A 13,888-nucleotide genomic window follows, 5' to 3' on the forward strand; every position below is an offset into this window, starting at 1 on the left:
AGTCGGTGAACGGCACCGAATACTCTTAAATATTAAGAAAATACCTTGAAAAATTTGGTATCTGCTTTATAACTAATTACAAAAAGTTCATCAGTGCATGGCCATGGAGGCAGTCACTGGCTCGGTTTGAGCGAAGGATTCCGGGTCGTACTGCTTCAGAAAAGCTGGCCCGCTGCCCTCAAACCGGCTAAAGCCCCGGCAAATGGCCGCGATGCGCCGGGCCGAGGTGCCGCCGTTCTGCCAAGGCAGCTTGCGTTTGAGGTCGTCTAGGTCGAAGTAGGAATGTACCGGTTTGCCCAGTGCCAAGCCCACGTATACCACCGTGGAGTATTGAGTGATGAGCTCCACACAGTTGGCAATCATATGGTCCGTGTTGCCTTCGGTGAAAATCATTGTGCCGGCCGGAGCGTTGGCCTTGATTTCATCCACGGCGCGGGGCAGGGTTTCGTTGGGGTGCAGCTTGAAAGCCAGTGGACGGCCGGCAGCAATGCGTACGCACTCGCGGATGAACTTGGGGCGGTTTTCGGGTGTGTAGGTTTCGCGCAAGTCGGAGGTAGCCACCAGCACGTAACCGTGGTGCGGGAAGTCGTTATTCCGCACCCGCTCGATGTTGTCGAAGTTGGGAATACCGGTCACAATGAGTTTGTCGCGGTCGACGCCCACATAGTCAAAGTGCTCCTTGTAGCCTGCAGAGGCCACGCAGTAGATATCGCAGCAATTGGCGAGGCCGTTGAGGGCCGTGCCAATGGCCAGGCTAGGTGCCCAGTGCAGCTTGCGGATGAGGCGCGCCCACCAGTTGAGCGGGTCGGTCATGCCTTCCTGCACGAAAATGGTTTTGGTAGCGCGCACCAGTGGCCACGGCGCGATGATGTCGGAGCAGCACACCACCAGGTCGTAGGTGTTGCCAAACTGACGGCCCTCAAAATCGTTTTTCAGGCCATGGGCCGCCAGGTATTTATCCGCCTTGGCCTTGATAGGGCCCGTAACAACGGTAGGATTCAGCCCCCCCGACCAGCACAGGAACTTGTAGAAGGGACGCAGGTGGCCGTCGTAATAAATCTGGCTGAAGAAGGGCTCGAACTCGTCTTCCAACAGTTGCGCAATCTGGTGCATCTGCGTGGTTTGGTTGGGCGAGCCGATGAGGAACAAGACCTTTTTTCGGGACATGCAAAAGCAAAAATTGAAGCGACTGAACCAGGAGCGCGCTCCCATGAATGCCCCATAACCGGGCAGAGGGACTGCCGGTTTTAGGGCGCCTCCAGCCGTTGTCGGCCGGAGATGGGAACGTGGCAAGGTACAGCACAGTCGGCAAAGTAAGGATGCTGAGATGATGCACCGGGGATGCCACGGTTAAGCATTTGCGAAGGTTTTGACGGACTTAGCGAGCAATAGAAATTTTGCGAAACAGGTAGTTGCCTGGCTGCATTTAAGCTAGATATTATAGAATAGTAAGCAGGGGATATCATTATTAACTCCCCTAAGTTGGGAATATTCCCTAACTACGTAAGTAGTCGGTAGCGCAAAATATCAGTATAAAACAGTAGGGTGCTGCTTAACACCGCGCCTACTTTTGCCTCAACTCAAAAATACGGTGCTGGCACTAAAGAAGGCCTCATCACTATAATTAACCGCATTTCTATGCTCCTGAGCTCTCTACCTGATACCGATGGCAGCCGGTGTATTCTCACCTTTGATGAGCCGAATGGCTGGCTGCGCGCCACTTGGCGCGGCTTCGTGGATATGGAGGAGGCTATGCGCGGCGCCGACAACTACCTCCGCCAGCTGGAAGGCTTGCGCTGCCCGTACTTGCTCAACGACAACGTGGCCCTGCGCGGTCCCTGGTTCGATTCTATCGATTGGCTGGAGCAGGTGTGGGTGCCACAGGCCGTGAGCATGGGGCTCCGCTACGTGGCCCATGTGGTGCAGGCCGATTCTCTGTCGGATACCATTACAGTCAACTTTCAAGGTCCGGTGGCGGGTGGACTGGAACTCCAGATTTTTCAGCAGGTGCCCGAAGCCGAAGCATGGCTACGTATCTGCCAGCAGCGTACCGTGTCGGCCTAAAACCTTGCGACGGTTGGTGGCCTGTTTATCTTTGGGGTTGCCATGAACGACCCGGAAATTCGTGCCCTGCTCTACCCGCTACTCCTAGGTGGCGTGCACATCGATGAGCTACCTACCGGTACCACCCGCGCCGACGTGGTGCACATCACCGAGCATTTTATGCACGGCTACGAGGTGAAGGGCGACGGCGATACCCTCCAGCGCGTGGCCAATCAGCTGCGCTGTTACGGTGAGGTCTATGACTTTGTCACCTTCGTTATTACTGAAAAGTACCTGGCCAAGCTGCTGCCGCTCTTGCCCGAGTGGGTGGGCATCCAAGTGGCTTCGGCCGAAGGCTTGCGTCTGCACCGTGCGGCAGGCTACAACGCCACCGTGGAGCGGGCGCCCATTGCCAAGCTACTGCTGTTGGAAGAGGTGAAGCAGTTTCTGATGGCGCGGGGCCTTGTGGGCGTGAGCACCTTGCGCGGCAAAGAAATCAGTCAGTTTCTGCGCACCACGCAGCTGGTGCCGCTAGCCAGCCTGGCGCAGTATGTGCGCGAGCGCCTCATGGCCCGGCTGCCCGAGCGCCTGCTCATGCGGGCCGAGCGCAAGGCCGAGCGCGAGCGGTTGCCACCGCGCCGCAAGAAGGCCCGGCCGAAGGCTAAAAAGAAGGTTGCTAAAAAACGCCCGGAACGAGTACCGCGAAGCGCTGCTTCGGCCAGCATTGAATAGGCAATTGCTACGCGAGCCGAATCGGAAATTCGGAGTACAGGGCTTTTCGGTACGTGGGCTACTTTTTCAAAGCTGCCGCTACCGCTTGGTTGAGTAAGGGTTCCATCACGCGGTAGCCGGCCATATTGGGATGCACACCGTCTTCGCCGTAGGCTTTTTTCAGGCCGTTCTGCTCGTCTTTCAGGGCAGTGTGGATGTCGTAATAGGCAAGGTGCTGCTGGGTGGCGTAGGCTTTTAACTGCTGGTTGAGAGCCAGAATTTTGGGCGCCGGATTCAGGCCCTTGCGCCACCAGAAGTCAGTAGATGGCGCCACCGAACCCAGCACCACCCGAATGCCGTGCGCCTTTGCCAACTCACACATCGACATGATGTTATTCATTGTGGTTTGTGGGTTGTAGGGGCCGCTGTTCTCGGCAATGTCGTTGGTGCCCACTAGGATGACAACTGCAGCCGGATGCAGGTCAATTACGTCGGCTCGAAAGCGAACCAGGGTTTTGCCCGTAGTTTGGCCGCTGATGCCCCGGCCTACATATTCGTAGGTTTTGCCTCGAAAAAAAACCGAATCTTCCTTCACCCAGCCTTCGGTAATGGAATTGCCGATGATGACCACGCGGGGCCGGCTGGGGGCGGGGGCGGGCAGGCGCTGGTTGGCCGTGGCATAGCGCGCCAGTTCGGCCCAGTCGTTGTGCAACAGGTACTCCCGTTGCTTGTCAGCGGCTGCATCGGCTGCTTTTTTAGCAGCTTCGGCGGCACTAGGCTGCTGGGCGTGAGCGGCTACAGCTAGGAGCAGGCCTCCAGCCAACAGCGCAGTGCGCCGGGTATGTTTGAAAACAGGATAATGCATGAAAGACAAGGCGAACAGGCTATTCAAATTGCAGGTGCTGGTTGAAAAACGGCAGCAGCTTCTGGTACATGCGGCCCGTGTGCCCCATGACGCCGCTGCCGTGGTTGCCTGCGTACGGCGGGTGCGGAGGTAAAGCTCGGCGGAAAGAGGTTCTTAGTTCATCACCAGCGTCATAATAGAATGCGGGGCGGCCGTGGTTTTGGCGCCCTGGCCAGCCATCCAGAGCTGGAATTCCTGGGGCTTGTCGCCGCTGTTTAGCACCACCACGGCCAGGCTGCCGTCGGGGTTGCGGAAGGCGGTGGTTTGCAGCCAGTCGCGGTTTGAGGCGGTGGCTATGCGCTTGGCGCCGGGGCGGATGAACTTCGAAAAGTGGCCGATGTAGTAATAGGCATTGGTGTAAATCAGCTTGCCGGCTTTGGTATCGGCAATGATGGGCGCAAAGCAGAAGTTGCCAACGTGGTTGGGGCCGCCGTTTTCGTCGAGCAGCACGTTCCAGTCGGTCCAGCCCACGGTGCCGGCGTTGAAGTCACCAATCATCGACATGCCATACTTCTCGCCCAAGGCCCAGTCTTCCACCTTGGCCATGTCGAATTTCTCCTTGCAGCCTTCCGTAAACAGTAGGTTGGTGTTGGGATACGCCTCGTGCACGCGCTTCACGTTGTCGAAGAGCATGCCGCTGCCGGTCCAGGTTTCATACCAGTGGTAGCCGATGCCCCACACGTATTTAGCGGCGGCAGGGTCGTCGAGTACGGTGCTGGCGCGCTGGTATACTAGGTCACGGTTGTGGTCCCAGGCAATGAGTTTCTTCGAGCCCAGCCCCCCTTTGGCCAGCGTGGGGCCGAGGTACCCTTTGATGAAATCACGCTCTTCTTCGCCGGTGAAAATGCATGATTCCCACCTCTGGATGGCCATGGGCTCGTTTTGCACCGAGAGGCCCCAGATGGGAATGCCCATCTGCTCGTAGGTTTTGATGAACTTCACGTAATAGTCGGCCCAGGTCTGGCGGTATTTTGCCAGCAGCTTGCCGCCGTGCAGCAGGTCGTTGTTGTCCTTCATCCAGGCCGGCGGACTCCACGGGGCCACATACAGCGTGAGCTTGCCACCGGCCGCCGCCATCACCTGCTTGATGAACGGGATGCGAAACTGCTCGTCGTGTTTCACGCTGAAGGTTTTCAGCGCCTCGTCCTTATCGGCCACGTAGGTGTAGCTCTCGGTCGAAAAGTCGGAGCTGTGGATGCTGGTGCGGCCCAGCGTGTAGCCAATGCCGGTCGTGGGGCTGTAATAGGCTTTCAGAAATTCCTGCTGCTGCGGCTTGGGTAGCTTAGCAAAGGTTTCGGCTGAGGCATCCGTCAGCGCCCCGCCGATGCCGAGCATGGTCTGGAACGAGTGGCCAGGGTCGACAAACACGCAGACCTGGGTTTCGAGCGGTTGGGCAGCGGGCGCAAACGTAAGGGCATCGCCGGCCGCAAGACGCTGGCTCGTGTTGGCTGCCGTGGTGAAGACGCGGGCCGTTTTGCCGGCGGCGGAGTAAGGGGTGGGTTTTTGGGCAGCGGCGCTGCTGAGGCCAAGAGTTGAAAGCAGCAGGAAAGACAGGAGATTGTTGGACATAAGAAATGATTTAGGCCAATGGGAGTGACCAAAGGCCGGGAGTTACTGCTTTTTTGAACTCGATGTTGAAGCCTGTATCAGGAAAGCGCGCCACATAAATGCCTGGGCTGAAAGCCGCTCCATCAACGGTGTTCTCGTCTTTGGTAGCAGCTTCGGTTCAACACCACGCGGCCCGCCGCTTCGGCCACGCTCAGACGGCGGGCCTACGTATCGGTTGGTATCTGGTGGATTAAGCTAGCAGGCACATGAGGCACCGTGTATTATTAATGAGCGCACAATAAGTGCGGGTGCAATAGGCTGGCATGGATGGGAGTGGGGGAGGCGCAGATGAACAGCGACGCGCTAGGCAAGGCGTCCGTGGCCCCTAGCTAGTCTGCCAGTCTCCTACATTAAGGCAAACAAATGTAGCCGCCTCCTTATCATCCAAAGCGGGTAAAAACCTGCTTTCTGACTTGTTAGAACTGTTTTAAAGTTTCAATCATACACTTACTACACACGTGCTGTCGTCACATTTCAGTCCTGATTCTACTATAAATCCCTTTGGTACTTACTCACGACACACGTTAAAAAACAACTAAAAAAGGTGATTCGATTTGCTTAAAAGCCAACTGGCAGGGCTGCTACTGGCGCGGTGAAATGGTCTTCGCTGGTCGTTACTGTCGGCGTGGTTTGCGTGGCGACTGCTCGGCCGGTTAGGTCCAGCAGGCGTAGCATCAGGGATGGATTGCTGGGCGGTGTAGTCGAGGTGCAATTGTTAGTCGGCCGTCGTGGGGGCGCTCAGCCTGCGATGCCAACTGCTATGGGGCAGATGCGAATAGTCCACGTACTAGGTGCTGCCTGTTTGGCAAAAGCAGGATGCTGGCAATCGACTGCTTTACCAATGGGAGGTCCATTCGCGTTGCCTTAGAGGAAGTGGGTTTGAGCATAGAAAATTCTTACATGATGGCCAGTTGGGGTGAGTTGCCCCAAACGTTTGTGATAATTCTTTGCAAACGTTTGGGGTATTACACCAAACCCGTTGAGTACCCTTATTATTCTTGTAGATAAATTTTGAAAAAGTGCCTTTTTACTTCAAAAAAAGCTGAAATTCCCTGCTTGTGCATGTATTGGTCGCTTAAGCTATACTAACATAAGCTTCTGCCTTTCCTGTAACTACTCGAATTAGGATTATTCCGTAATCAGGCCGGTCCTTTGTGGCGTGTGTCTTAGCCTTCTGAAGAAGGTTCGAAAGCTGAATGCAACAGCTTGCGCTAGGAGCGATGTGAAGGTGTTATAACGCATTATGAGAGCCGCAATCGTTTCCGGTGGATTTTTCTTAAGAGGGACCCTTGTTTTCTAATCCAGGCAAAAGTGGCCTTAATCGACGGTTAGGGGCATCTGGATAGCTTTGGGGCAGCGCATGAACGCAAAAAATCCCGGCCACTATTGCGACCGGGATTCGTGCTGTAGAGAGAGGACTCGAACCTCTAATTTTACTAGCGAGATAGGCTAGCGCGTCTGCCAGTTCCGCCACCCCACATTGTTTGCTAATTCAAAAGTACATAAAAGAATTATGAATAAAAAGGCAAGGGTTGATATTGTTTTTTATCGATTCTTTTAAAAACGGCCCAAAAGAGCCTGGGAATTAGCATTCCGAAAACTATAACCCGCTCTGTGTGCTGGAAACAAAGGTTCGGCCCGTCTTATGGCACGTTTTATCTTTGTTGGGATAAAAAGCAAGAATGGTGGCTGCCGATTTTATACGCAAAATCATCCATTTGGACATGGATGCATTTTATGCTTCGGTGGAGCAGCGCGACCACCCCGAACTGCGCGGAAAACCGCTGGCAGTGGGCAGCGCGCAGGGGCGGGGCGTGGTAGCGGCGGCCAGCTACGAGGCCCGGCAGTACGGTGTGCGCTCGGCTATGCCGTCGGCTACGGCGCTGCGCAAGTGCCCGGAACTGCTGTTTGTGCCACCGCGCTTCTCGGTGTACAAGGAGGTGTCGCGGCAGATTCGGGCCATTTTTGCGGAATACACGCCGCTGATTGAGCCGGTGTCGCTGGACGAGGCTTACCTGGATGTAACCGAAAACCTGAAAGGAATTGCCTCGGCCACCCAGATTGCGCGGGAAATCCGGGCCAGGATTCTGGCGGAAACCAGCCTGACGGCCTCGGCGGGCATCTCGTATAATAAGTTTCTGGCCAAGCTGGCTTCGGACTACCGTAAACCGAATGGGCAGTTTGTGGTGCGGCCCGAGCAGGGGCTGGGCTTTGTGGAGGGGCTGGCGGTGGGGCAGTTTCACGGAGTAGGGCCGGTAACGGCGGCGCGCATGAACCAGTTGGGCATCTTCACCGGGGCCGATTTGCGGGCGCAACCGGTGGAGCTGCTGCACCAGCATTTTGGGAAGGCGGGGCGCTACTACCACGCCATTGCCCGCGCCGAGGACCATCGGCCCGTGGTGGCCGACCGCCTGCGCAAGTCCATGGGCTCGGAAAATACCTTTGCGGAAGATTTGACGCAGTTTCCGGAGCTGCTGGCGGGCCTGCAGCCGCTCATTGAGGACGTGTGGGAATATTGCCAGCGTAGCGGCATCCGGGGGCGCACCGTAACGCTGAAGGTGAAGTTTGCCGACTTCCAGCAGATTACGCGCAGCCGCAGCGGGGTGGGTGGCGTGCCCAGCCAGACGGTGCTGGAGCGCATTTGCCGGGAGCTGGTGGAGGGGCTTTTTCCGCTGGAAAAAGGGGTGCGGCTGCTGGGCGTTACGCTTTCCAACCTGGATAATGAGCAGGCCACAGCCGGGCGGCAGCTGACACTCAATTTTTGAGCGACCAAGCCCGGCCGGATGGCACAGCCGTCGGACCGGGAATGGCTGGGGGACAGCGTATGCCGATATTTTCGCAACCTTGGTCGGTTCTTTTTCGACTATGGGAGCAATTACTGGTGCGATTCTGGTTAAGGATGCGGCATCTTTACCATCCGGCTACGCCGAAGCGTCCGGTCTTCCCTCTCAATTAGCCTCTCCCTACATGCAATTCCCCCGATTTAAGCTCGGTTTATATTCTACTTCGGTGCTGGCCCTGCTGGGGCTGGCGTCTTACTCGGTATACCAGGGCACGCCCCCGCGCGACCAGGTGGTGCTCGGGGTGATGCTCTCGGGGCTGACCCAGGCGCACTACCAGCCCGAGAAGCTCGACGACCAGTTTTCGCAGCGCGTGTACGACTTGTACCTCAAGCGTATCGACGTGAACAAGCAGCTGCTGCTTGCCCCGGAAGTGGCCCAACTCAGCCAGTTCAAAACCCAGATTGACGACGAGCTGAAGGGCGGCACCCACGAGTTTCTGGACGTGACGAGCACGCTGCTGGCCAAGCGCACGCTCGAAATCCAGACCCTTTACCGCCAGATTCTGGCCAAGCCGTTCGACTTTGCGGTGCAGGAAAGCTGGGAAACCGACCCCACCAAGGCCTCCTACGCCGCCAACACCGCTGAGCAGCGCGAGCAGTGGCGCAAGATGCTGAAGTACCAAACCCTGGCCCGCCTCTCGGAGATGATGGACGACGAGGCCAAGAAGAAGGACAAGCCGCTGGCCGCTACCAAAGTGGGCGCCTCGCCCGCGAATACTTCCGATAAGGTGCGCACGCCCGCCGAGATGGAGGCCGACGCCCGCAAGCAGGTGCTGAAATACTACGATGATTATTTCGCCGACCTGATTCAGACCGATGCCAACGACCGGCTGGCGGCTTTCGCCAACGCAATTGCCAATACCTACGACCCCCACACCGACTACCTCGCGCCCATTGCCCGCGACAACTTCGACATTGCCATGAGCGGCCGTCTGGAAGGCACTGGTGCCCAGTTGCAGGAGGACGAGGGCAAGCTGAAAGTGACCGACATCGTGGCCGGTTCGGCTTCGGCCCGGCAGGGCGAGCTGAAAGTGGGCGACATCATCCTGCGCGTGGCCCAGGGCGCCGCCGAGCCGGTGAGCGTGGAAGGGATGAAGTTTGAGAAGGCCGTGAAGCTCATTCGGGGGCCGAAGGGCACGGAGGTGCGCCTCACGGTGCGCAAGCCCGACGGCGCCACGGTGGTAATTCCCATCATCCGCGACGTGGTCATTATTGAGGATACCTACGCGCAGTCGGCCCTCATCAAGCAGGGCGGCCGCACCTACGGCTACCTGCACCTGCCCGGCTTCTATGCCGATTTCGGGGGGAAAGGCGGCCGCAGCAGCGCCGAAGACGTGAAGAATGAGCTGGCCAAGCTCTCGAAGGAAAACGTGGCCGGTGTGGTGCTCGACCTGCGCTACAACGGCGGCGGCTCCCTGCGCGATGCCGTGGACATGGGCGGCCTCTTTGTGCCCACCGGCCCCATGGTGCAGGTGAAAACCAGCCGCGGCGCCGCCCAGCCCGTGGCCGATACCGACCCCGCCGTGCAATACACTGGCCCGCTGGTGGTACTCGTGAACAAATACAGCGCCTCGGCTTCGGAGATTCTGGCTGCTGCTATGCAGGACTATCACCGCGCCATTGTGATGGGCAGCACCACCTACGGCAAGGGCACGGTACAGCAGGTGTTCGACCTCGATAATGCCGTGAATGCCCAGGCCGCGGCACTCAAGCCCCTGGGCTCGCTCAAGCTCACCATCCAGAAGTTTTACCGCATCAGCGGCGGCTCGACGCAGTTTAAGGGCGTGACGCCCGACATCACCCTGCCCGACGCGCTGACTTCCTACGCCAAGGGCGAGCAGGAATCGGAATACCCGCTGCCCTGGGATGAGATTGCGCCGGCCAAGTACCAGCCCGCCAATACCCTGCCCGCCAGCCTCGACAAGCTGAAGGCCAACAGCGCCGCTCGCGTGGCCGCGAGCCCCGGCTTCAAGCTCATTACCGATGCTACCCAGCGCGCCACCGAGCGCCGCAAAGACACCAACCTCTCGCTGAACCTGGCCGCCTACCGCGCTCAGCAGGTGCAGGCCCGCGCCCTCAACAAGCAGCAAACTGCGGCCCAGAATGCCCTGGCCAGCCTCGACGTATCGGCCCTGGCCGCCGATGCCAAGCCGGCTTCGGACTCCACCGCCGCCAAGCGCCTCACCCGCTTCCTCAAGCCCCTGCGCAAAGACCCCGCCCTGGCCGAAGCCGTGGCCGTGATTGGCGACGAGCTGCAGTAAGGCAAGCCGCTTTAAGAATCGAAACGCCCCCGTTGCTGCTGAGCGACGGGGGCGTTTTGGTGTGGTGCGGGCACGCATTATTACCAGCTGGCCTGTTCTTTCAGGTATCCCTGCCAGCGCACGTCGCAGATGCATGCCGGTGGGGAAGGGGAAATCTGAAACCAGACAGCAGGGACCCCTGCTGCCCGGTTCCAAATCAAAACGCACCAGCAGGGGGCCCTGCTGCCCGGTTTCAAATCGAAACTCGTCAGCAGGGGTCCCTGCTGCCTGGTTTCAAATCAGAACTCGCCGGCAGGGGTCCCTGCTGCCCGGTTCCAAAGTGAAGCCGACTGACAGGGACCCCTGCCGTCTGGTTTCGGAAAATAAGATGGTTGAAGCTGTGAGAAAATGGATACCTTGCCACAACCATTCAATTTCTCACTTCACTTTTTACCAGTCTGTTATGACGCCATCTACCCCTGAGGAGCAAGGCCCCTCCACGCCCAAAAAGGGCAAAACCAAAGACGTGATTCCCTTTGGGGAGCTGGAGCTGGCCACCCTGGCCCTGAAAGCCGCTGATGCCTGGGATGCCTCCCCACTCCCCGCGCTGCTCTGGTGCAGCAAGGCCGAGCTGCGCACAGCGGCTGTGGCTTTCCGGGCCAGTATCGGCGCGGCCGATGTGGCCGACGACGACGTGAGCCCCGCCGGTGCCCGGCTGGCCGAGCTGGATAAAATGATTGATTCCAGCCTAAAATTCGTGCGCAACTACCTCCTGGAGGAGCACGGCTCCAAAAGCAAGGCCAAGGCCTACTACGACACCTTTGGCCTCATGCCCGATGGCAAGCTGCCCGCCGCCCGTCCGGCCCGGGTGGCTAGCCTCACCAAGCTCATTGTGGCCCTCCGCCCCTCGGGGTACAACGACGGCAAGTACGGCACCGCCTTCTGGAAACCCATCCTGACGGAATACACGCCCCTGGCCACGACCAACAGCGACGGCCGCAGCAGCAGCTCCACCGAAACCGGCACCAAAAACGCGCAGGAAACGCCCCTGCGCAAGATGCTCCGGGCCCTGCGCCAGCACATCAAAACCAACTTCCCGGAGACATTTGCCGCCCAGTGGCGCGGCTTTGGGTATTTGAAGGAGAGTTATTAGGCAGGGTGGTTCTGACGGGGGCCGGGGAGGCCCCCGCCAGAACGTCACCATCCCGTAAGGTTTTCGTAGGTTAGCAGCAAATTTTCCCCTGACATTCCTTCCAATGTCCGATTCTGCCGCTTCTTTTCCTCCCGATATTCTCGCGGCCCTGCCGGCCGGGGAGCTATTGGCCGGTGTATTCGCCGCTTCCCTTACCGGGCTAGCGCTGTACCGGCCCATTCGCGCGGCCGAGGGCGGCGAAATCATTGATTTTCACATCGAGCTGCTCAGCAGCAAAGCGCAGCAGATGCTGGGGCAGCCCGCCCGGCCCACCGAAAACTACCTGTACTACTACCCGCATACCCTGGAAACGGGCGTGTTCGCCTTCCACTGCGATGCTTTCGAACGTGGGGAGCCCGCCCGGATGGACGTGAACTACCAGGCCGACGGCCTCGATAACTACTTTTTGCTTTCGGCGCAGCGCGTGGGCAAGCTGCTGCTGGTGAGCTTCACCGACACCGCCGACCACACCCGCAGCGCCGTCGAAATAGCCCTGCGCGAAAGCCAGGCCCGCGAGCGCGCTGCCCTGGCCGAGGCCGAGCGCCAGCGCCGCCTCCTGCACGATACCTTCATGCAGGCCCCGGCCATGATATGCATTTTGGCCGGGCCCAACCATGTGTTCGAGCTGGCCAACCCCGCCTACCAGGCCCTGGTGGGCGAGCGGCCACTGCTGGGCCGGTCCATCCGGGAGGCCATGCCGGAGCTTGAAGGTCAGCCCATTTTCGGCCTGCTTGATAGGGTGTATGCCTCCGGTGAAACCTTCTGGGCCAACGAGATGCTGGTACAGCTCGACCACGAAAACGAAGGCCGGCGAGAATTGGAAAAGCGCTACTACAACTTCGTTTACCAGGCCCGCCGCGGCCCCGACGGCCGCCCCGACGGCATCATGGTGTTTGCCTACGACGTGACGACCCAGGTGGAAGCCCACCATCGCACCGAAGCCAGCGAGCAGCACGCCGCCAATGCCAATGAGGAGCTGGCTGCTGCCAATGAAGAGCTGCAAGCCGCCAATGAAGAAATCCGGGCCAACAACGACGACCTGTTTCATGCCCAGCTGGCCGTGCGCGAGCTGAACATGCAGCTCGAAATGCGTGTGTCGCAGCGCACCGTGGAGGTGCAGGCCGCCCGCGCCGAAGCCGAGCGCCAGCGCGCCCGCCTGCACGGGCTGTTCATGCAGGCCCCGGCCGCTATCTGCATTCTCGACGGGCCGGACCTGGTGTTTGAGCTGGTGAACCCGGCCTATCAGCAGCTGTTTCCGGGGCGCGAGCTGCTGGGGCGCCCCCTGCTGACGGCGCTGCCCGAGCTGGCCGGCCATGCCGTATGGCGCACTTTCCAGGAGGTATTTGAAACCGGCAAAACCCACCAGGAAATAGGCATGCTGATACCCATTGCGCGCTACGACAACACCCCGTTGGAAGATGCCTATTTCGATTACATCCAGCAGGCCCGTTTTGATAGCGAAGGGGGCGTCGACGGCATGCTGGTATTTGCTTTCGAGGTCACGGAGCAGGTGCGGGTACGCCAGCAGCTGGCCCGTACCAACGAGGAGCTAACCATGGCCAACCAGCAAGCCAGCGCCCACAATCAGGAGCTGGCCCAAGCCAACCAACAGCTTCAGCGTACCAATTCCGACCTCGACAACTTCGTGTACGCCGCCAGCCACGACCTCAAGCAGCCCATCAACAACCTGGTGGGCCTCTTCAATGAGCTGCGCTACGTCATCGCCTTCACCGACCCCGAGGAGGAAGCCCTGCTCATTCCCATGCTCGAAGAAGCCCTGGCCCAACTCAGCACCACCGTGGAAGACCTGGCCGCCGTGGGCCAGGTGCAGCGCGACGTGAACTTGCCCGCCGAAACCGTGCTGCTCGACGAGCTAACCCAGGAGGTGCTCCAGACGCTGCAGCCGCAGGTGCAGGCCGCCCGCGCCCGCATCACCACCGACTTTGCCGCCGCGCCCACCATCACCTACTCGCGCGCCAACCTGCGCACCATCTTGGTCAACCTGCTCAGCAATTCCATTAAGTACGCTGACCCCGCCCGGCGTTGCCGCATCCACCTTTCGCTCTGGAAGCAGGACGGCCGCCCCGTGCTGTTGGTGGAAGACAACGGCCTGGGCTTCGACGTGCAGCGCCACCAAGAGGAGCTGTTTCAGCTTTTCCGCCGCTTCCACAACCACACCGAAGGCACGGGTGTGGGCCTCTACCTCATCAACCGCATTGTGCAGGGCAATGGCGGCCGCATCGAAGTAGAAAGCGAGATAGGGGAGGGCAGCACGTTCCGCTTGTTTCTGTAAAGGGCCGTGAAAGCATGCAGGCAAGGCCCGGCATGCCGTTCTTTGGGGCTGGAAA

General features: G+C 59.1%; 9 protein-coding genes and 1 tRNA gene. 6 read left to right on the forward strand and 4 right to left on the reverse strand.

Translation table 11 applies throughout. From position 1 onward, the window contains the following. Window positions 1–90 precede the first annotated feature (90 nt). On the reverse strand, window positions 91–1,167 hold the full coding sequence (locus J4E00_RS07850) for a hypothetical protein (protein ID WP_208174589.1): 1,077 nt from the start codon (window positions 1,165–1,167) through the stop codon (window positions 91–93). A gap of 471 nt (window positions 1,168–1,638) precedes the next feature. Here J4E00_RS07850 and J4E00_RS07855 point away from each other — a divergent pair, with 471 nt between their 5' ends. Both J4E00_RS07855 and J4E00_RS07860 read left to right on the forward strand, forming a co-directional pair. After that, complete coding sequence (locus J4E00_RS07855; protein ID WP_208174590.1) at window positions 1,639–2,064, forward strand: hypothetical protein; 426 nt, start codon at window positions 1,639–1,641, stop codon at window positions 2,062–2,064. 42 nt (window positions 2,065–2,106) lie between these two features. Further along, window positions 2,107–2,775 carry a sce7726 family protein gene (locus J4E00_RS07860; protein ID WP_208174591.1) on the forward strand — a complete coding sequence of 223 codons (669 nt, stop codon included), beginning with the start codon at window positions 2,107–2,109 and terminating at the stop codon, window positions 2,773–2,775. A gap of 58 nt (window positions 2,776–2,833) precedes the next feature. Here the strand turns inward: J4E00_RS07860 and J4E00_RS07865 are convergent, their stop codons facing one another. The 3 genes from J4E00_RS07865 to J4E00_RS07875 form a co-directional block, all read right to left on the reverse strand. Continuing rightward, window positions 2,834–3,619 carry a GDSL-type esterase/lipase family protein gene (locus J4E00_RS07865; RefSeq protein ID WP_208174592.1) on the reverse strand — a complete coding sequence of 262 codons (786 nt, stop codon included), beginning with the start codon at window positions 3,617–3,619 and terminating at the stop codon, window positions 2,834–2,836. Between the two features lie 153 nt (window positions 3,620–3,772). Then, window positions 3,773–5,227 carry a glycoside hydrolase family 30 protein gene (locus J4E00_RS07870; protein ID WP_208174593.1) on the reverse strand — a complete coding sequence of 485 codons (1,455 nt, stop codon included), beginning with the start codon at window positions 5,225–5,227 and terminating at the stop codon, window positions 3,773–3,775. A gap of 1,443 nt (window positions 5,228–6,670) precedes the next feature. Beyond that, a tRNA-Asp gene (locus J4E00_RS07875) sits at window positions 6,671–6,746 on the reverse strand. A gap of 202 nt (window positions 6,747–6,948) precedes the next feature. Between J4E00_RS07875 and dinB the strand changes: the two genes are divergently transcribed. The 4 genes from dinB to J4E00_RS07895 all read left to right on the forward strand — a co-directional run bounded on the left by dinB (window position 6,949) and on the right by J4E00_RS07895 (window position 13,833). Then, the gene (gene dinB / locus J4E00_RS07880) at window positions 6,949–8,031 is read left to right on the forward strand and encodes a DNA polymerase IV (protein WP_208174594.1); all 1,083 of its coding nucleotides are present in this window, start codon (window positions 6,949–6,951) and stop codon (window positions 8,029–8,031) included. Between the two features lie 202 nt (window positions 8,032–8,233). After that, complete coding sequence (locus tag J4E00_RS07885) at window positions 8,234–10,369, forward strand: carboxy terminal-processing peptidase (protein WP_208174595.1); 2,136 nt, start codon at window positions 8,234–8,236, stop codon at window positions 10,367–10,369. A gap of 442 nt (window positions 10,370–10,811) precedes the next feature. Then, window positions 10,812–11,501: a hypothetical protein gene (locus tag J4E00_RS07890; RefSeq protein WP_208174596.1), complete on the forward strand. Its 690-nt coding sequence runs from the start codon at window positions 10,812–10,814 to the stop codon at window positions 11,499–11,501. 103 nt (window positions 11,502–11,604) lie between these two features. After that, on the forward strand, window positions 11,605–13,833 hold the full coding sequence (locus tag J4E00_RS07895; RefSeq protein ID WP_208174597.1) for a PAS domain-containing protein: 2,229 nt from the start codon (window positions 11,605–11,607) through the stop codon (window positions 13,831–13,833). The last annotated feature ends 55 nt before the right edge of the window (window positions 13,834–13,888 follow it).

This window comes from Hymenobacter negativus, assembly GCF_017571495.1.
Classification (GTDB): Bacteria; Bacteroidota; Bacteroidia; order Cytophagales; family Hymenobacteraceae; genus Hymenobacter; species Hymenobacter negativus.

Excerpts from the sequence above, each read along its gene's own strand:
- J4E00_RS07890 (WP_208174596.1), top strand. The coding sequence starts at position 10,812 with ATGACGCCATCTACCCCTGAGGAGCAAGGCCCCTCCACGCCCAAAAAG.
- dinB (WP_208174594.1), top strand. The coding sequence starts at position 6,949 with ATGGTGGCTGCCGATTTTATACGCAAAATCATCCATTTGGACATGGAT.
- J4E00_RS07870 (WP_208174593.1), bottom strand. The coding sequence starts at position 5,227 with ATGTCCAACAATCTCCTGTCTTTCCTGCTGCTTTCAACTCTTGGCCTC.
- J4E00_RS07850 (WP_208174589.1), bottom strand. The coding sequence starts at position 1,167 with ATGTCCCGAAAAAAGGTCTTGTTCCTCATCGGCTCGCCCAACCAAACC.
- J4E00_RS07865 (WP_208174592.1), bottom strand. The coding sequence starts at position 3,619 with ATGCATTATCCTGTTTTCAAACATACCCGGCGCACTGCGCTGTTGGCT.
- J4E00_RS07860 (WP_208174591.1), top strand. The coding sequence starts at position 2,107 with ATGAACGACCCGGAAATTCGTGCCCTGCTCTACCCGCTACTCCTAGGT.
- J4E00_RS07895 (WP_208174597.1), top strand. The coding sequence starts at position 11,605 with ATGTCCGATTCTGCCGCTTCTTTTCCTCCCGATATTCTCGCGGCCCTG.
- J4E00_RS07855 (WP_208174590.1), top strand. The coding sequence starts at position 1,639 with ATGCTCCTGAGCTCTCTACCTGATACCGATGGCAGCCGGTGTATTCTC.
- J4E00_RS07885 (WP_208174595.1), top strand. The coding sequence starts at position 8,234 with ATGCAATTCCCCCGATTTAAGCTCGGTTTATATTCTACTTCGGTGCTG.